At 61.4% G+C, this 18,309-nt stretch carries 19 protein-coding genes; 10 read left to right on the top strand and 9 right to left on the bottom strand.

Features of this window, described 5'->3' with window-relative positions:
- The first annotated feature begins 10 nt into the window (after window positions 1–10).
- Window positions 11–1,435, top strand: coding sequence for a 6-phospho-beta-glucosidase (locus MOQ06_RS03755; RefSeq protein ID WP_242171186.1), 1,425 nt, complete (start codon window positions 11–13; stop codon window positions 1,433–1,435).
- Between the two features lie 60 nt (window positions 1,436–1,495).
- Here MOQ06_RS03755 and hycI read toward each other — a convergent pair whose 3' ends face one another.
- The 9 genes from hycI to hycA form a co-directional block, all read right to left on the bottom strand.
- The gene (hycI, locus tag MOQ06_RS03750) at window positions 1,496–1,957 is read right to left on the bottom strand and encodes a hydrogenase maturation peptidase HycI (protein WP_242171184.1); all 462 of its coding nucleotides are present in this window, start codon (window positions 1,955–1,957) and stop codon (window positions 1,496–1,498) included.
- On the bottom strand, window positions 1,950–2,360 hold the full coding sequence (locus tag MOQ06_RS03745; RefSeq protein ID WP_176609631.1) for a formate hydrogenlyase maturation HycH family protein: 411 nt from the start codon (window positions 2,358–2,360) through the stop codon (window positions 1,950–1,952). The genes hycI and MOQ06_RS03745 overlap by 8 nt, the downstream gene beginning before the upstream one ends.
- On the bottom strand, window positions 2,357–3,124 hold the full coding sequence (locus MOQ06_RS03740) for an NADH-quinone oxidoreductase subunit B family protein (RefSeq protein ID WP_148421297.1): 768 nt from the start codon (window positions 3,122–3,124) through the stop codon (window positions 2,357–2,359). Before MOQ06_RS03740 ends, MOQ06_RS03745 begins: the two co-directional genes overlap by 4 nt.
- Window positions 3,124–3,666 (bottom strand): formate hydrogenlyase complex iron-sulfur subunit, encoded by a 543-nt coding sequence (locus MOQ06_RS03735; protein WP_242171173.1) that lies wholly within the window; start codon window positions 3,664–3,666, stop codon window positions 3,124–3,126. Before MOQ06_RS03735 ends, MOQ06_RS03740 begins: the two co-directional genes overlap by 1 nt.
- Before the next feature lie 133 nt (window positions 3,667–3,799).
- Entirely contained in the window at window positions 3,800–5,509 is a 1,710-nt protein-coding gene (hycE, locus tag MOQ06_RS03730) for a formate hydrogenlyase subunit HycE (protein WP_242171171.1), read from the bottom strand.
- 15 nt (window positions 5,510–5,524) lie between these two features.
- The gene (locus MOQ06_RS03725) at window positions 5,525–6,448 is read right to left on the bottom strand and encodes a respiratory chain complex I subunit 1 family protein (RefSeq protein ID WP_242171169.1); all 924 of its coding nucleotides are present in this window, start codon (window positions 6,446–6,448) and stop codon (window positions 5,525–5,527) included.
- A 1-nt stretch (window position 6,449) separates the two neighbouring features.
- Window positions 6,450–8,264 (bottom strand): formate hydrogenlyase subunit 3, encoded by a 1,815-nt coding sequence (hycC, locus tag MOQ06_RS03720; protein ID WP_242171166.1) that lies wholly within the window; start codon window positions 8,262–8,264, stop codon window positions 6,450–6,452.
- The gene (locus tag MOQ06_RS03715) at window positions 8,261–8,869 is read right to left on the bottom strand and encodes a 4Fe-4S dicluster domain-containing protein (protein ID WP_242171163.1); all 609 of its coding nucleotides are present in this window, start codon (window positions 8,867–8,869) and stop codon (window positions 8,261–8,263) included. The genes hycC and MOQ06_RS03715 overlap by 4 nt, the downstream gene beginning before the upstream one ends.
- 71 nt (window positions 8,870–8,940) lie before the next feature.
- Window positions 8,941–9,405, bottom strand: a complete 465-nt coding sequence (gene hycA / locus MOQ06_RS03710; RefSeq protein ID WP_148421286.1) for a formate hydrogenlyase regulator HycA — start codon at window positions 9,403–9,405, stop codon at window positions 8,941–8,943.
- Window positions 9,406–9,615: 210 nt separating this feature from the next.
- Here hycA and hypA point away from each other — a divergent pair, with 210 nt between their 5' ends.
- The 9 genes from hypA (at window position 9,616) to MOQ06_RS03665 (ending at window position 18,309) form a co-directional block, all read left to right on the top strand.
- Window positions 9,616–9,966 (top strand): hydrogenase maturation nickel metallochaperone HypA, encoded by a 351-nt coding sequence (gene hypA, locus MOQ06_RS03705; protein ID WP_193356075.1) that lies wholly within the window; start codon window positions 9,616–9,618, stop codon window positions 9,964–9,966.
- A 3-nt stretch (window positions 9,967–9,969) separates the two neighbouring features.
- Window positions 9,970–10,833, top strand: a complete 864-nt coding sequence (gene hypB, locus MOQ06_RS03700) for a hydrogenase nickel incorporation protein HypB (RefSeq protein ID WP_242171160.1) — start codon at window positions 9,970–9,972, stop codon at window positions 10,831–10,833.
- Window positions 10,824–11,096: a HypC/HybG/HupF family hydrogenase formation chaperone gene (locus tag MOQ06_RS03695; RefSeq protein WP_148421280.1), complete on the top strand. Its 273-nt coding sequence runs from the start codon at window positions 10,824–10,826 to the stop codon at window positions 11,094–11,096. The genes hypB and MOQ06_RS03695 overlap by 10 nt, the downstream gene beginning before the upstream one ends.
- Before the next feature lie 3 nt (window positions 11,097–11,099).
- Window positions 11,100–12,221, top strand: a complete 1,122-nt coding sequence (gene hypD / locus MOQ06_RS03690) for a hydrogenase formation protein HypD (RefSeq protein WP_242171158.1) — start codon at window positions 11,100–11,102, stop codon at window positions 12,219–12,221.
- Window positions 12,218–13,228, top strand: coding sequence for a hydrogenase expression/formation protein HypE (gene hypE / locus MOQ06_RS03685; protein WP_242171156.1), 1,011 nt, complete (start codon window positions 12,218–12,220; stop codon window positions 13,226–13,228). The genes hypD and hypE overlap by 4 nt, the downstream gene beginning before the upstream one ends.
- 62 nt (window positions 13,229–13,290) lie before the next feature.
- Entirely contained in the window at window positions 13,291–15,363 is a 2,073-nt protein-coding gene (flhA, locus tag MOQ06_RS03680; protein WP_242171154.1) for a formate hydrogenlyase transcriptional activator FlhA, read from the top strand.
- Window positions 15,364–15,512: 149 nt separating this feature from the next.
- The gene (locus MOQ06_RS03675) at window positions 15,513–16,511 is read left to right on the top strand and encodes an ABC transporter substrate-binding protein (protein WP_242171152.1); all 999 of its coding nucleotides are present in this window, start codon (window positions 15,513–15,515) and stop codon (window positions 16,509–16,511) included.
- Complete coding sequence (locus tag MOQ06_RS03670; protein WP_148421270.1) at window positions 16,511–17,548, top strand: iron chelate uptake ABC transporter family permease subunit; 1,038 nt, start codon at window positions 16,511–16,513, stop codon at window positions 17,546–17,548. The genes MOQ06_RS03675 and MOQ06_RS03670 overlap by 1 nt, the downstream gene beginning before the upstream one ends.
- On the top strand, window positions 17,548–18,309 hold the full coding sequence (locus MOQ06_RS03665; protein WP_242171149.1) for an ABC transporter ATP-binding protein: 762 nt from the start codon (window positions 17,548–17,550) through the stop codon (window positions 18,307–18,309). The genes MOQ06_RS03670 and MOQ06_RS03665 overlap by 1 nt, the downstream gene beginning before the upstream one ends.

Below are 18,309 nucleotides of genomic sequence, written 5' to 3'. Positions count from 1 at the left end.
CGAGGTAAGAATGTCTGTTTTTCCACAAGGATTTTTATGGGGCGGCGCGCTTGCCGCCAACCAGAGTGAAGGAGCTTACCGTGAAGGCGGTAAAGGGCTGACAACGGTCGATATGATCCCCCACGGCGCACACCGTCTGGCGGTAAAGGTCGGCAAGGAAAAACGGTTTTCGTTGCGTGACGACGAATTTTACCCGAGCCACGAGGCGATTGATTTTTACCATCGCTACAAGGAAGACATCGCCCTGATGGCGGAGATGGGCTTTACGGTGTTCCGCACCTCGATTGCCTGGAGCCGCCTCTATCCGAACGGGGACGAGCCGCTGCCGAATAAAGAGGGCATCGCCTTCTACCGCGCGGTGTTCGAGGAGTGCAAAAAGTACAACATTGAGCCGCTGGTCACACTCTGCCACTTCGACGTGCCGATGCACCTGGTGACGGAATACGGCTCGTGGCGCAACCGTAAGATGGTGGATTTCTTCGCCCGCTACGCCCGCACCTGCTTTGAAGAATTTAACGGGCTGGTGAAATACTGGCTGACCTTTAACGAAATCAACATCATGCTGCACAGCCCGTTCTCCGGCGCGGGGCTGGTGTTTGAGGACGGTGAAAACGAGGATCAGGTGAAATACCAGGCCGCGCACCACGAGCTGGTGGCGAGCGCGCTGGCGACCAAAATCGCCCACGAGGTGAACCCGGAAAACCATGTCGGCTGCATGCTGGCGGGCGGGAATTTCTACCCCTACTCCTGCAAGCCGGAAGACGTGTGGATGGCGCTGGAGAAGGACCGCGAGAACCTGTTCTTCATCGACGTGCAGGCGCGCGGCAGCTATCCGGCCTACTCCGCCCGCGTGTTCCGCGAAAAAGGGGTAGTGATTGTAAAAGACCCTGGCGACGACGAACTGCTGAAAAACACCGTCGACTTTGTCTCGTTCAGCTATTACGCCTCGCGCTGCGCGTCGGCGGACATGAACGCGGGCAACACCAGCGCGGCGAACATCGTGAAGTCTTTACGCAACCCTCACATTCAGGTGAGCGAGTGGGGCTGGGGCATTGACCCGCTCGGCCTGCGCATCACCATGAACATGATGTACGACCGCTACCAGAAGCCGCTGTTCCTGGTGGAAAACGGCCTCGGCGCAAAGGACGTCATTGATGAAAACGGCGAGATTAACGATGACTACCGCATCAGCTATCTGCGCGAGCACATCCGCGCGATGGGCGACGCCATCGAGGACGGCGTGCCGCTGATGGGTTACACCACCTGGGGCTGCATTGACCTGGTCTCGGCCTCAACCGGGGAGATGAGCAAGCGCTACGGGTTTGTCTACGTTGACCGCGACGACGCCGGTAACGGCACGCTGGACAGAAAGCGCAAGAAATCGTTCTGGTGGTACAAGAAGGTGATTGCGAGTAACGGGGCGGATCTGGCGTAGCCTGTTGCCCTCACCCTAACCCTCTCCCACGGGGAGAGGGGACAAAAAACACCCTCTCCCCTATAGGGAGAGGGATTCAAAACCACCCTTTCCAACCCATCCCGCAAGCCGTGAATAGACCACTTCTACCGCCGCTTTCACCGGCGGCGTCATCGGGTAATAAAACCCGACGGTGTCCGGCTGGATGCCCAAAAACAGCACCTCGCCAACATCCTCTTTAATCTGATCCACCAGATAGTTAAGCGGCATGTTGTGGGTGGTCATCATGAACATCTCCGCGATATCGTCCGGATCGATCAGGCGGATTTCCCCCGGGTTCAGCCCCATATCGGTGGCGTCGACGATTAACAACCTGTCCGGGCGAAGCTCGCGAATGGCAACCACGTCGTTTTCCGGCGCGCTGCCGCCGTCGATCACGACCCAGCTCCCCTGCGGGCTGGCCGCGCACATCTCCGCCAGCAGCGGACCCGCGCCGTCGTCACCCATCATGCTGTTGCCGACACACAGTAAAACGTCAGTCACGTAATCTCCTCACCATCAGGTAGATGGCGCTCTCCTGATGAATATCGTGCAGCATGCCGAGCAGCATTTTGCTCCACGCCTGCTGCGCCGGGGTTTGCACGCTCAGCGCCGCGTCAAAAGCGTTGGCGAGCATCGTGATGTGGTTAGCGTCGATAACGATCTCGCCATATTTCGGCACGCCCTCCATTTTACGCCGCGCCGCACTGCCCTCCTCCAGCGTGGCGATCCACGCCAGGTACTCGGGCCACGGGCAGCTTAACGCCGTTTCAAGGCAGTCGATCACCCCGAGGTGGTGCCCAATCGCCAGGCTGTAATAGACCACCTGCTGCGCCGCAACCGGCGTGGCGTCGTTCTCATCAATAAATTTACGGCTCAGCTGGCTGAACACCACCGTTTCACTCATCGGATACGCGCCTCATCCACTACGCTGTTCAGGTTCGCCACAATCTCATTGAGGCGCGGATCGTTCTCCGCCTCCAGCCAGCGCGCCACCTGATGCTCGCCCTGGCTCAGCAGGCGCAGATAATCGTCGGCAATCTGGCGGCCATAGCGATAGCCCGCCAGCTTCCGCGCCGTGCGGTCGACCTTCACCCGCAGCGGCTGCACCATGTCCGGGTGCAGGAGCATCGCAGGCTGGTTGTCGAGCTCACCCGGTTCGCGGGCATGGATTTTCTGCTCCAGCAGGCCAAGCGCCATCGCAAAGCCGTACAGCGTGGCGGCAGGCGTCGGCGGGCAGCCCGGAATGTAGACGTCCACCGGCACGATTTTGTCGGTACCGCCCCAGACGCAGTAGAGGTCGTGGAAGATACCGCCGCTGTTGCCGCAGGCTCCGTAGGAGATGCAAATTTTCGGATCCGGCGCGGACTGCCAGGCGCGCAGCGCGGGCGATCGCATAGCGCGGGTAACGGCGCCGGTAAACAGCAGGATGTCCGCATGGCGCGGGGACGGCACCACCTTGATGCCGAAGCGTTCGGCGTCAAACAGCGGCGACAGCGTGGCGAAGATCTCGATCTCGCAGCCGTTGCAGCCGCCGCAGTCCACGCGGTAAACGTAGGCCGAGCGTTTGATTTTTTTCAGCAGCGACGCTTTCATGCTGGCGATGGACTCCTCCACCGTCATCGGCACCGGGATGCCGTTATCGTCGCGCGGGCCGAGTAAGTTTTCCATCAGCTGGCCTCTCTCATATGGCGGGTTAAATCGATGCGGTCAGACGGCAGCAGGCATTTCTGCCGCTTGCACTCCGGGCAGGTTTCAAAGCTTTCACGATGGTGCTCCGCGCGGGCGTCGCCGTTGTGCTGCAGCAGGGCAATGGCGTAGTCGATCTCCTTTTGAACGGCGAACGGGCGGTTGCAGACGCGGCAGCTGCACAGGTCAAAGCGCGACTGCTGTAAAAAGTCCTCTTTCTTCCACACCGCCAGCTCGTACTCCTGAGAGAGACGAATGGCGACCGTCGGGCAGACCTCTTCGCAGCGGCCGCAGAAGATGCAGCGCCCGAGGTTAAACTGCCAGGCCAGCTCGCCGGTTTTCAGATCCGTTTCCACCGTTAAGGCATTCGACGGACAGGCGTTGACGCAGGCCGCGCAGCCGATGCACTGCTGCGGGTTGTGCTCCGGCTTGCCGCGAAAGTTTTTATCCACCGGCATCGGCTCCAGCGGATAGCGGCTGGTGGGCGTGCCGGTTTTGATTACTTTTTTGATAAAGGTAAACATTTTTACTCCTGCTTTCGTGCGGTTTTCTCACCCTCACCCTAGCCCTCTCCCTGAAAGGGAGAGGGAACCGTTCGCCCCCTCGCCCCTCTGGGGAGAGGGCCGGGGTGAGGGGTTACAGACCGCACAACATCAACTATTTCAGCGGCGAGTTCTTACGCTCGATGCTGTAGCGCTCAAGCTCTTTGTACGGCACCACCTGGCTTTTCTTCTTGCGCACGTCCACCACGGTCATGCGGTCGGTGCAGGAGTAGCACGGGTCGAGGCTGCCGATGATCAGCGGCGCGTCAGAGACGGTGTTGCCGCGCAGCATGTAGCGCAGGGTTGGCCAGTTGGCGTAGGTGGCCGCGCGGCAGCGCCAGCGGTAGAGCTTCTGGTTGTCGCCGGTCATGCTCCAGTGGATGTCGTCCCCGCGCGGCGCTTCGGCAAAGCCCAACGCAAAGCGGTTCGGAATGTAGGTGAAGCCCTCCACCATCAGCGGGCCGCCCGGCAGGTTATCGAGCCCAAAGTCGATCATGTTCAGCGCGGTGAATACCTCGTTGATACGCACCTTCAGGCGGGAGATGACGTCGCAGCCCTGCTCGCTGTGCACTTCCATCGGCAGCAGGCCGTAGCCGACGAACGGGTGATCGGCACGGGTGTCGCGGGCGTGACCGCTGGCGCGCACCATCGGGCCGACGTTGCTGAAGTCGCGGGCAATTTCCGGGTCAAGACGGCCGATGCCGACGGTGCGCTGCTCGATGTTTGGCGTGCTGAGCAGCATATCCACCAGCTCCTGCACGTCGCGGCGCATCTGCTGGGCAAGCTGGCGGGTCTGGACCATGTCATCCTTCAGCAGGTCGCGGCGGATCCCGCCGATCAGGTTCAGGCCGTAGGTTTTACGCGCCCCGGTGAGGATCTCCGCCATCTTCATTGACGCTTCGCGCACGCGGAAGAACTGCATAAACCCGGAGTCAAAGCCAACGAAATGGCAGGCCAGGCCGAGGTTCAGCAGGTGCGAGTGCAGGCGCTCTACCTCCAGCAGAATGGCGCGGATCATCTGCGCGCGTTCCGGCACCACGATCCCCATGCCGTTTTCCACCGAGGTGGTGTAGGCGGTGCTGTGGGCAAAGCCGCAGATGCCGCACACGCGGTCAGAGAGGAACGTGACCTCGTTGTAGCCCATGCGGGTTTCCGCCAGCTTTTCCATGCCGCGATGGACGTAGAACAGGCGGTAGTCGGCATCGATGATGTTCTCGCCGTCAACGAACAGGCGGAAGTGGCCCGGTTCGTCAGAGGTGACGTGCAGCGGGCCGATCGGCACCACGTTGTTCTTCTTGCTGCCCAGCTCGTTGATGAACTCGTAGGTTTCGCTGTCGGTGGTCGGGGCCGGACGCTGGCGGTAGTCCATGCTGTCCTTGCGCAGCGGGTAGAGCTCGTCCGGCCAGTCGTCCGGCAGCACCAGGCGGCGCTCGTCCGGCAGGCCGACCGGCACCAGGCCGTACATGTCGCGCACTTCGCGCTCGCCCCAGACGGCGGCAGGCACGCGCGGCGTCACGGACTGGTATTCCGGCTTGTTCGGGTCAACCTCAACGCGCACGGTAAGCCAGCACTTCTCGCCCTGCTCCATCGACATCACGTAGTACACCGCATAGCTGCCGCACAGCTGGCGCTCGTCATTGCCGAACAGCACCGACAGCCAGCCGCCCTGCCGGTAGTAAAGAAACTCCACCACTTCCGGCAGATAGTTCACCTTCACGGTGACGGTTACCTGGTCTTTGGTCTGCCAGGACTCCTCCAGCACCACGCCGGGGAAAGCCTGATGCAGCGCGGCGAGATACTGCTGACCTTTCTTTTCTTCAGACATAAATACTCTCTTTAATCACGCCACCAGCAAGGAGACGAACGCTAAAAATGCAAAACCAAAACCGGCCCAGGTGATGCGCGAGGTCGCGACAAAGCGCAGGCGCGCCATGCTGTTTTCAAACAGGGCAATCACCAGCACGCCGATAAGCAGCTTGAGTGCGGCAACCACCACGGCCAGGATCAGGCCGCCTGCGGAAAAATGCGTCATCTGCCCCCACGGGAAAAAGACGCCGAGGAACATCTGCAATACCACCAGCTGCTTGAGGCTGATGCCCCACTTGAGCACCGCAAAGCCGTAGCCGCTGTACTCGGTGAGCGGCCCTTCCTGTAGCTCCTGCTCCGCCTCCGCGAGATCGAACGGCAGCTTGCCCATCTCGATAAAGGTGGCGAACGCGCAGGCGCACAGTGCCAGCACCAGCGGAACGGAGCGGTCCACCGGCCAGTGGTAAACGGTATGGGTGATAAAGCTGATGTGGGTTGAGCCAGCAACCTGCGCGGCGACCCACAGCCCCAATAGCAGGATCGGCTCAACCAGCACGCCGAGCATTGCCTCGCGGCTGGCGCCGATGCCCGTAAACGGGCTCCCGGTGTCCAGGCCCGCAATCGCAAAGAAGAAGCGGGCGATGGCGAAGAGGTAAATCAGCGTAATCAGATCCCCGAGCGCCGGCAGCGGCGAGCCTACCGTGACCACCGGCAGCGCGGTGGCGATGGTCAGCATCACGCCGACCATCACGAACGGCGTCAGGCGGAAGACCCAGCCTGCGGCGTCCGGCGCCACGCTCTGGCGGGAGAGCAGCTTGAAGAGATCGCGGTACTCCTGGAGCACGCCAGGCCCGCGACGGTTGTGCATCCGGGCGCGCGCCACGCGCGTGATGCCGGAAAGCAGCGGCGCAGCGGCGAACAGCACCAGCGCCTGAAGTAATGCCAGTAACAGACTCATGTCAGGCTCCTCGGGAAATCACAATCACCACCAGCACCGCCAGCTCGATCAGCGCCAGACGGCGGAACAGCACGGGTACGGCGGCATTCTGCCAGCCCGGCACCCGGCCCTGCGGGTTAAGCCAGTGGCGCAGCTTCAGAACGGCTGCAAAGTTCTCCTTCACCGGCATGGCGAAACCGTGAGCGGTGATGACCATCGACTGCTCGTGTTCGTAGCCGCAGGCCCACGCCGCGCCGCGCGAGCGGGAGGCGAGACGGTCGCGTTTGAAGAACAGCATCAGGACAAACGGCAGCAGCGGTGCGGCAACCAGCAGCAGCGCCATCATTGGCTGGGAGACGCCGGTATGCGCCGTCGCCAGCGGCAGCGGAATGGCGTGGCCCAGCAGCGGCAGCAGCCACGGCGCGGCAACCCCGCCCGCAATGCAGCACAGCGCCAGCGCCACCACGCTGGTGGCCATCAGCACCGGCGCGCAGCAGGCGTTTTCCGCTTCCCGCGTGCGCGGCGCGCCGAGGAAGGTAACGCCGTAGACCTTCGCCACGCACATCACCGCCAGCGCGCCGGTAATCGCCAGGCCAACCGCCAGCAGCGGCCCCAGCAGGCGGCCGATAAACGCGTCGCTCTGGCCAAGCGCGAAGAACGACTGGTAAATCACCCACTCCCCGGCAAAGCCGTTCAGCGGCGGCAGCGCGGCCATCGACATCAGCCCGACCAGCATCGCAAGCGAAATGACGGGCATTTTTTTGCCGATGCCGCCGAGCTTTTCGATATCGCGATGGCCGGTGCGGAACCAGACGCAGCCCGCCCCGAGGAACAGGGTGCTTTTAAACAGGCTGTGGTTGATGAGGTGATACAGACCGCCGATAAACCCGGCGGCAATCAGCGCCGGCTGGCCGAGCGCCAGCCCGGTGACACCCGCGCCCAGCCCCAGCAGGATGATGCCGATGTTTTCCAGGGTGTGGTACGCCAGCAGGCGCTGGATGTTGTGCTCCATCAGCGCGTACAGCCCGCCGACGAACGCGGTGATCATACCGGCAATCAGCAGCACCACGCCCCACCACAGCGGCGGCAGGCCGCCGGTGAGCGTGATGGTCAGCATGCCGAACAGGCCGACCTTCATCACCACGGTGGAGAACAGCGCCGCGGCCGGCGCAGAGGCGCTGGCGTGCGCCTGCGGCACCCAGCCGTGCAGGGGGATGATCCCGGCGAGCAGGCCGAAGCCCGCCACGCCGAGCAGCCAGACGTCGTTCCCCAGCGGCTGGCCGTTAAGCGCGGCAAAATCCAGGGTGCCGAAACGCTGCCACACCAGCCAGCAGGCCACGGCCAGCAGCAGCGTGCCGAGGCGGCCGAGCGCAAACCACAGCTTGCCGGAGGCGCTGCATCCGGTCAGGAACACGCCGCACAGCGCCATGATCTCCGCCATCACCACCAGCGCGCCGAGGTTGCTGGCGATAACGGTGCAGACCGCCGCCGCCATCAGCAGGTTTACCAGCAGGCCGTTCACTCTGGCGTGCTGATGACGGTGCCAGTCAATATTAAACAGGCTGATAAACAGCCCGCACAGGCCAAAGGTCACCAGCCAGACGGCGTTCAGCGGCGTAAGCTGAACGGCATGGCGAACGAGCGGAATCACGGCTTCGGCGGTCTGACCGCCGAGTAACACCACCGCGCCCGCCGCCAGCGTCATCAGGCTGCCCGCCGCCCCGCCGATACCGGCGATCCAGCCGCTCAGGGTTTTATGGAAAGAGAACAGTAACGCCAGCACCGCAGCAGCGGTGAAGTACGCCACGGCGCTGTTAATCATGAATATCGCGTTCATTTCGCCCCCTCGTTAAGCGCCCGCAGCAGCGACAGATCGCCGACGTCGGTATTAATGGTCAGCTCGCGCTTGCGCCTGCTGGTGCGGGCAATATCGCGAATGTTGACCAGAATGAGCGCCTTCGTCGGGCAGGTCCGCACGCAGGCCGGACCCTGCTCATCGAAGCTGCACAGATCGCACTTCACCGCAACGGCCCGCACGCCCGGGACCCAGTCGAGCAGCGTGCTCACCCGTGCCGGAGCCGGTGGCGCAGGCGGCGCTTTCGGGGTATTGGCGTTCGCCGGAATGTGGAGCGGACGGCTGCCGGAAAATTCAATGGCGCCGAACGGGCAGGCGATGGCGCACAGCTTGCAGCTCACGCACAGGCTTTCGTTCAGCTGCACCGCGCCATCGACGCGGGTAATAGCGTTTACCGGACAGACGCCCGCGCACGGGGCATCTTCACAGTGGTGACAGAGCTGCGGGGCAGACTCTTTCTCATTACGCATGACGCGCAGGCGCGGCATGGACTGCAGCCCGTGCTGGCGGTGCGTTTCCGAACACGCCGCCTCACAGGTTCGACAGCCAATACAGACCGTCGAGTCAGCAATTACAAAACGGTTCACCGGGTCATCCTCTGGTGATGGTCATTTTTGACGAAAAAGCTGTCTTATCGACACTTCTCGACACTCGCTTTTCAGGCCACGTTCGCCGCGGATTTTCCGTCGATCAGCTGTTTCAGGTTGATCGGCAAATCATGCTCAACGGCGTGATAGAGGCCGTTGTAAACCGGCGCGATCTTCTCCAGATAGTGCTCCAGCACCTGCTGGCGATCGCGGTTGCTGACGTGACCGTCCACCATGCCGTCCGCCATCAGCTGCGCCCGGGCGATGCAGTGTCTGTCGCCCTCTTTCGTCTCAACGTAGTACTCAATCGTGTGGCTGTTGAAGATGTCCGCCAGGGTGACGTAAATCGTAAAGTGGCCGAATAACACGAAGCGCATGTCTCCCTGTGCCGCGCAGCTCATGGCGTGGTGCAGATGGGCCTTCGACAGCGTGATCCCCTGGACCAGTGAATTGCAGTACAGGTGCCACTGCTCCTGAAGCTGCTGATGACGTTGCGCGATGTAATCCGCTTTTTCGCTAATTTCCCAAATAGTCATAAAAGGTATCCGGTTAATGGAGATAGCGGCTGTAAAGCAGATTCCGTGCCAGTTTTTATTTAATTGATTTATATGAGTTTTAAATATAAAGGCGCTGCCACTGTCGCCATGTCGACGTGTCATTTCGACAGCGTTGACATCGTCACGCCGTAACGGAAATCAAGCTGGCACCGTTATTGCATTGAACGGGCAATTCATTAAGGAGGCGTCATGCACGAAATCACCCTCTGCCAGCGGGCACTGGAACTTATCGAACAGCAGGCGGTACTGAACCACGCGAAGCGCGTGACCGGCGTCTGGCTGAAGGTCGGCGCGTTTTCCTGCGTTGAGACCAGCGCCCTGACCTTCTGTTTTGAACTGGTGTGCCGCGGCACGCTGGCAGAAGGCTGCGAGCTGCATATCGACGAGCAGCAGGCGGAGTGCTGGTGCGAGCAGTGCCAACAGTACGTCACGCTGCTGTCTTCGAAGGTGCAGCGCTGCCCGCAGTGCCAGAGCGCCGGGCTACGCATCGTGGCGGATGACGGGATGCAGATCCAACGCCTCGAAATCGAGAAGGAGTAATGTATGTGTAGTACCTGCGGTTGCGCCGAAGGCAACCTGTATATAGAAGGGGATGAACATCGTCCTCACTCCGCGTTTCGCTCCGCCCCCTTTTCCCCTGCCCCGCGTCCTGCGGCGGCCCTGACCGGTATTACCTTTGCGCCGCAGCGTTCCGCCGCGGGCGACCTGCACTACGGCCACGGCGAAGCGGGCACTCACGCACCGGGCATGAGCCAGCGCCAGATGCTGGAGGTAGAGATCGACGTGCTGGACAAAAATAACCGGCTCGCCGCCCGCAACCGCGCGCGCTTTGCCGCGCGCAAACAGCTGGTGCTGAACCTGGTCTCCAGCCCCGGCTCCGGTAAAACGACCCTGCTGACCGAAACCCTCAGGCGCCTGAACGAGCGCGTCTCCTGCGCGGTGATTGAAGGCGACCAGCAAACCGTTAACGACGCGGCGCGCATCCGCGAAACCGGCACCCCGGCGATTCAGGTTAACACCGGCAAAGGCTGCCATCTGGACGCGCAGATGATTGCCGACGCCGCCCCGCGCCTGCCGCTGGCGGATAGCGGCATCCTGTTTATTGAAAACGTCGGTAACCTGGTGTGCCCGGCAAGCTTCGATCTCGGCGAACGGCACAAAGTGGCGGTACTCTCCGTTACCGAAGGGGAGGACAAGCCACTGAAGTACCCGCACATGTTCGCCGCCGCCTCCGTCATGCTGCTGAACAAGGTCGACCTGCTGCCGTACCTGAATTTTGACGTGGATACCTGTCTGGCCTACGCGCGGGAGGTAAATCCGGACATTCATATCCTGCTGGTCTCCGCCACGCGCGGCGACGGGATGGACGCCTGGCTGGACTGGCTGGAGAGTGAACGATGTGCATAGGCGTACCCGGACAAATCCATTCCATTGACGGGAATCAGGCCAAAGTGGAGGTCTGCGGCATTCTGCGCGACGTGGATCTGACGCTGGTGGGCAGCCACGATGAAGCGGGGGCCTCGCGCCTCGGCCAGTGGGTGCTGGTGCACGTGGGGTTTGCCATGAGCGTAATTAATGAAGCAGAAGCCCGCGACACGCTGGACGCCCTGCAGAATATGTTCGACGTCGAGCCGGACGTGGGCGCCCTGCTGTACGGCGAGGAGCGCTAGCATATGCGTTACGTTGATGAATACCGCTCGCCGGAGCAGGTGCTACAGCTTATCGAGCGCCTGAAAGCGCGCGCGGCGCTGCTGGACTACACCCAGGAGAGGCCGCTGCGGATCATGGAGGTGTGCGGCGGACATACGCACGCCATCTTTAAATTTGGCCTCGACCAGCTGCTGCCGGAGAATATCGAGTTTATCCACGGCCCCGGCTGCCCGGTGTGCGTTCTGCCGATGGGCCGCATCGACAGCTGTATCGACATCGCCAGCCGGCCCGGCGTGATTTTTTGCACCTTTGGCGACGCCATGCGGGTACCGGGGAAAAATGGCTCGCTGCTCCAGGCGAAGGCGCGCGGCGCGGACGTGCGGATCGTCTACTCGCCGATGGATGCCCTGACGCTTGCCATGAATAACCCCGACCGCAAGGTCGTCTTCTTCGGGCTGGGTTTTGAAACCACCATGCCCGCCACCGCCATCACCCTTCAGCAGGCGAAGGCCCGCCGCGTCACTAACTTTTTCTTTTTCTGTCAGCACATCACCCTCATCCCCACGCTGCGCAGCCTGCTGGAGGCGCCGGATAACGGCATCGACGCGTTTCTGGCCCCGGGCCACGTCAGCATGGTGATTGGCACAGAAGCCTACGGTTTTATCGCCGAACGGTACAATCGTCCGTTAGTGGTGGCTGGTTTCGAACCGCTTGATCTACTGCAAGGCGTGACCATGCTGGTTGAGCAGAAAATAGCAGCCCTGAGCGCGGTAGAAAATCAGTATCGCCGCGTGGTGCCCGATGCGGGAAATATACGGGCGCAGCGGGCAATAGCCGACGCGTTTAGCGTTGAGGGCGACAGCGAGTGGCGCGGGCTGGGGCTGATTGCCAACTCCGGCGTGCGCCTGACGCCCGCGTATCACGCCTTTGATGCCGAAACGCACTTCCGCCCGCGGCCGCAGCAGGTGTGTGACGATCCCCGCGCCCGCTGCGGCGACGTGCTCACCGGCAGGTGCAAACCTCATCACTGCCCGTTATTCGGCAACGCCTGTAACCCGCAAACCGCGTTTGGCGCGCTGATGGTCTCCTCCGAAGGGGCATGCGCCGCGTGGTATCAATATCGCAACCAGGAGCGTGAAGCATGAACACGGTGGAAATGGCGCACGGAAGCGGTGGACAGGCGATGCAGCAGCTGATTAACCGGCTGTTCATGGAAGCCTTTAATAACCCCTGGCTCGCCGAGCAGGAGGATCAGGCGCGCATCGCGCTCTCTACGCTCACCGCCCAGGGCGACCGGCTGGCGTTCTCCACCGACAGCTACGTGATTGATCCGCTCTTCTTCCCGGGCGGCGATATCGGCAAGCTCGCCGTCTGCGGCACGGCCAACGACGTGGCCGTCAGCGGGGCGATCCCCCGCTACCTCTCCTGCGGGTTTATCCTCGAAGAAGGTCTGGCGATGGAGACGCTCGCGGCGGTGGTGAACAGCATGGCGCACACCGCCCGCGAGGCGGGTATCGCCATCGTCACCGGGGATACCAAGGTAGTGCAGCGCGGCGCGGCTGATAAGCTGTTCATCAACACCGCCGGAATGGGGGCGATCCCCGCCGACGTTCACTGGGGCGCGCAACGGCTCAGCGCGGGCGACGTGCTGCTGGTGACCGGCACGCTGGGCTGTCACGGCGCGACGATCCTTAACCTGCGCGAAGGCCTGGGGCTGGACGGCGAGCTGTGCAGCGACTGCGCGGTACTCACGCAGCTGATCCAGACGCTGCGTACCGTTCCCGGCGTGAAAGCGCTGCGCGATGCCACCCGCGGCGGCGTGAATGCCGTGGTGCATGAGTTTGCCGCCAGCAGTGGCTGTGGTATTGAGCTTAACGAGCGCAGCCTGCCCGTCAGGCCTGCCGTTCGCGGCCTGTGCGAACTGCTGGGGCTCGACCCGCTGAACTTTGCCAACGAGGGCAAGCTGCTGATCGGCGTGGAGCGCCAGGCTGCCGAAGCCGTGCTGGAGAAGCTGCGTGCGCATCCTTCAGGGAAAGAGGCCGCCATCATAGGTGAAGTGGTTGAGCGCAAAGGGGTGCGCCTGACCGGGCTTTACGGCGTGAAGCGCACGCTGGATCTGCCGCACGCTGAACCGTTACCCCGTATTTGCTAGACCGCATCAATAGCGGTCAGCGCCGAACGTCTCTTTTTGCCAGTTTCTATTGGAAAGCAACAATGCCGTATACACCGATGAGCGATCTTGGACAGCAGGGCCTGTTTGACATCACGCGCACTCTTTTACAACAGCCCGATCTCGGCGCGCTGAGCGATGCCCTGACGCGGCTGGTCAGGCAATCCGCGCTGGCGGACAGCGCCGCCATTGTGCTCTGGCATAGCGCAACCCACCGCGCGAGCTATTTCTCAACGCGTGATAACGGCAAGGTCTTCGAGTATGAAGATGAAACGTTCCTGGCGCACGGCCCGGTGCGCCGTATCCTCTCCCGTCCAGAAGCCCTGCACTGCAACTTTGACCAGTTCCGCCAGGCGTGGCCTAAGCTTGCAGAGAGCAACCTTTACCACCCGTTCGGCCACTACAGCATGCTGCCGCTGGCGGTGGAGGGGCATATTTTTGGCGGCTGCGAGTTTATCCGCAATACCGACCAGCCCTGGAGCGAGGCGGAGTACGAGCGCCTGCATACCTTTACCCAGATTGTGGCCGTCGTCGCCGAGCAGATCCAAAGCCGCGTCACCAATAACGTGGATTACGACCTGCTGAGCCGCGAGCGCGATAACTTCCGCATTCTGGTGGCGATCACCAATGCCGTTCTGTCGCGGCTCGATATGGATGAGCTGGTCAGCGAGGTCGCCAAAGAGATCCACCACTACTTCAAGATCGACGCCATCAGCATTGCGCTGCGCGGGAACCGTAAAGGCAAGCTCAACATCTACTCCACCCACTACCTCGATGAGGCTAATCCGGCGCACGAGCAGAGCGAGGTGGACGAAGCGGGCACCCTTTCTGAGCGGGTATTTAAAAGCAAAGAGATCCTGCTGCTGAATCTCAGCGAGCAGGATCCGCTGGCGCCGTACGAGCGCATGCTGTTCAACACCTGGGGCAATAAGATCCAGACCCTGTGCCTGCTGCCGCTGATGTCCGGCAACACCATGCTCGGCGTGCTCAAACTGGCGCAGTGCGACGAGGCGGTATTTACCACCGCCAACCTCAAGCTGCTGCGCCAGATTGCCGAGCGTATCTCCATCGCCCTGGATAATGCCCTCGCCTATCAGGAGATCCACCGCCTGAAGGAGCGGCTGGTGGACGAGAACCTGGCGCTGACCGAGCAGCTCAACAACGTGGACAGCGAGTTTGGCGAAATCATCGGGCGCAGCGATGCCATGTACAGCGTGCTCAAGCAGGTGGAGATGGTGGCGCAAAGCGACAGCACGGTGCTGATCCTCGGTGAAACCGGCACCGGGAAAGAGCTGATTGCCCGGGCGATCCACAACCTGAGCAACCGCAACAGCCGCCGGATGGTGAAGATGAACTGCGCGGCGATGCCTGCTGGCTTACTGGAAAGCGACCTGTTCGGCCACGAGCGCGGTGCCTTTACCGGCGCCAGCAGCCAGCGGCTGGGCCGTTTTGAGCTGGCGGATAAAAGCTCTTTGTTCCTCGACGAAGTGGGCGATATGCCGCTGGAGCTCCAGCCCAAGCTGCTGCGCGTGCTGCAGGAGCAGGAGTTTGAGCGTCTGGGCAGCAACAAGCTGATCCAGACCGACGTGCGCCTGATTGCCGCCACCAACCGCGATCTGAAAAAAATGGTCGCAGACCGTGAGTTCAGAAGCGATCTCTACTATCGCCTGAACGTGTTCCCGATCTGCCTGCCGCCGCTGCGCGAGCGCCCGGAAGATATTCCGCTGCTGGTGAAAGCCTTTACCGCGAAGATTGCCCGCCGGATGGGGCGGAATATCGACAGTATCCCTGCCGAAACGCTACGCACCCTCTCGGCGATGGAGTGGCCAGGCAACGTGCGCGAGCTGGAAAACGTCATCGAGCGCGCGGTGCTGCTGACGCGCGGGAACGTGCTTCAGCTGTCCCTGCCGGAGGTTTCTCTTGTGGAAACGACCGTGGCCGCAACCGAGGTTGCGAAGGAGGGAGAGGATGAATATCAGCTCATTTTGCGCGTGCTCAGGGAGACCAACGGCGTGGTGGCCGGGCCGAAAGGCGCGGCGCAACGGCTCGGGCTGAAGCGCACCACCCTGCTCTCGCGCATGAAGCGGCTGGGAATTGATAAAGAGAGCCTCACTTAACCCCTGTCCCGGCGGTGCCTTCCGGCATCGCCTTTTATCACCCTGCGTAATTGTCCCACATTGACACAATATATTTTCCTCTGTATAAAATTCCGCCTTAATAATGCGTTTCATTTGCATCAAACAATTCTTGTGAAGGGTAGCGTTTAATGAAAAAGGTTCTCTGCGCGTTAGGCCTGGCGGTTGCGTCGGTCAGCTCGGCTCTGGCAACGACGTATCCACTGACCATTGAAAACTGCGGCTATAAAGAGACGTTTACCCGCGCGCCCGAGCGCGTCGTGGCCCTGGGGCAGAACACCGTTGAAATTTTGCTGCTGCTGGGTCTGGAAGATAAGGTGAAAGCCAGCGCCTTCTGGCCGACCAAAGTGCTGCCGCAGCTGGCCGGGCAGAACGCCAAAATCAAAACGCTCACCGTTGAAATTCCTACGCTGGAATCCATCCTTGCGCAAAACCCTGACTTTGTACCTGCACAACTACCGCTGCTGCTCGGGCCTGAAAGTAAGGTCGCAAAGCGTGAGGATCTGGCAACCGTTGGGGTAAACAGCTACTTGTCCCCGGGCATGTGCGCCACTAAAAAAGCCGCAGGCGACATGTACGGCAGCCGCCAGAAGCTGTGGGACATGACCTACCTTTATAAAGAGATTGAAGATTTCGCTAAGATTTTCAACGTGGAAGCTCGCGGCCAGGCCGTGATCGCCGACTTTAAAAAGCGTGAGGCGGACCTGCGCCAGGAATTTGGCAAAAACAAAAAAGACCTCTCCTTTGTTTTCTGGTTCTCAAGCTCCTCGCCTTCGGCTGACGCCTATGTAGGCGGTAAAAACAGCGCCTCCGGCTTTATTGCTAACGTGCTGGGCGGCCACAACGCCATTACCTCCGAGACCGAATGGCCGACCGTGGGCTGGGAAAGCATTATTGCCGCTAACCCGGACGTGATTGTGGTTTCAAGCCTCGATCGTAACCGCTGGGCGCTGGACAACGCCGAAGAAAAAATTAAATTCCTGAAAAGCGATCCTGCCGTCAGCCAGCTGGACGCGGTGAAGAAGGGCCACATTGTGGTGATGGACGGCCAGGCCATGAACCCGACGATCCGCACGCTTTACGGCGCCGAGCAGGTCGGTGAACAGCTCAGAAAGCTGGGACTGAACTGATGTCCTCAGCCGTACTCCAGATGCGGCAGGGCGTGCTCCTGACCACATCATGCCTGCTTGCCGTGGCGCTGCTGTTTCTTGTCATCGCCCTTGGCGTCAGCGTCGGTGAGCTCGCTATCCCGCTGAATAACGTGTTTTATGCCATCGGCAATAAGCTGGGGCTGACCGACGTTCCCCTCAACCGCATCTATGAGAGCGTCATCTGGGACTTTCGCCTCAGCCGCGCGCTGGTGGCCGCGTGCTGCGGGGCCGGGTTAGCCATTTGCGGAGCCGTGCTGCAAAGCCTGCTGAAGAACGCGCTGGCGGAGCCTTACGTGCTCGGCGTGTCGGCGGGGGCCTCAACCGGGGCGGTGTCGGTCGTGGTACTGGGTCTTGGCACCGGGGCGGTATCGCTCTCTGCGGGCGCGTTTGCCGGCGCGTTTGCGGCCTTTGCCTTCGTCGCCTTCCTGACGAACGGCGCGCGCGGCGGCAATGAGCGCACCATACTGGCGGGCGTGGCCGCTTCCCAGCTGTTTAACGCCATTACCGCCTATACCATCAGCACCTCTGCCAGCGCGCAGCAGGCGCGCGACGTCATGTTCTGGCTGCTGGGCAGCTTTAGCGGCGTCCGCTGGCCGGAATTCCAGCTGGCGCTGGTGGTCGTGCTGGCGGGTCTTGCCGTCTGCCTTTACTATTCCCGCGCGCTGGACGCCTTTACCTTTGGTGATGATGCCGCCGCCTCGTTGGGCATTGCGGTGCCCTGGGTGCGCCTGGCCTTATTTACCACCACCGCCCTCATCACCGCGACCATCGTCAGCATGGCGGGCTCGATTGGTTTTGTGGGGCTGGTCGTGCCGCACGTCATGCGTTTTCTCTTCGGGCCGCTGCACCGCACGCTGCTGATTGCCAGCGCGCTGGCGGGGGCGATCCTGATGGTGCTGGCCGACATTGCCTCGCGGATGCTGATTGCACCGCAAAGTCTGCCGGTTGGGGTCGTTACCGCGCTGGTTGGCGTACCGTTTTTCGCCGTTATTATCTACCGCTCAAGGAATAAGTAATGAGCATCTGCGCCGACAACATCACCTGGAAGGTAGGTAAAAAGATCATTGTGAATAATGTTTCGCTGACGGTTTCCCGGGGCGAAACGGTGGGTCTGCTTGGTCCTAACGGCTGCGGCAAATCCTCTCTGCTGCGCATTCTGGCGGGCCTGCATCGCCCGGATGTCGGACGCGTCACGCTGGACGGGCAGGACATTGCCCGTATTGCCAAAAAGCAGCTGGCGCGCCGCGTGGCGTTTGTTGAACAGCACGGGATGACCGATGCCAACATGCGCGTGCGTGACGTGGTCAGGCTGGGGCGTATTCCCCACCATTCGCCCTTCTCAAACTGGAGCGCGCAGGATGACGAAACCGTCACTGCCGCCCTGCAACGCGTGGATATGCTGGACCGCAGCGAACAGGGCTGGCTGAGCTTATCCGGCGGCGAGCGTCAGCGGGTGCATATCGCCCGCGCGCTGGCGCAAGCGCCAACCGAAATCCTGCTGGATGAACCGACCAACCACCTGGACATTCATCATCAGATACAGCTTATGCATCTCATCAGCGAGCTGCCGGTGACCAGCATCGTGGCCATTCACGATCTCAACCACGCGTCTATGTTTTGCGATTCGCTGATCGTGATGCAGAAAGGGCAAATCGTGGCGACAGGCACCCCGCAGGAGATCTTATCCGAGGAGCTGCTCTGGGACGTCTTCAGAGTCAAAACCAAAATCGAGATCTCCCCTTTCCACGGGAAAAAACACATCCATTTCATCGTGTAG

The organism is Enterobacter sp. I4 (assembly GCF_022669095.1).
GTDB classification, from domain to species: domain Bacteria; phylum Pseudomonadota; class Gammaproteobacteria; order Enterobacterales; family Enterobacteriaceae; genus Enterobacter; species Enterobacter pasteurii.
Note: the sequence above shows the minus strand (reverse complement) of the source record. Positions and strands in the feature narration are given on the sequence as shown.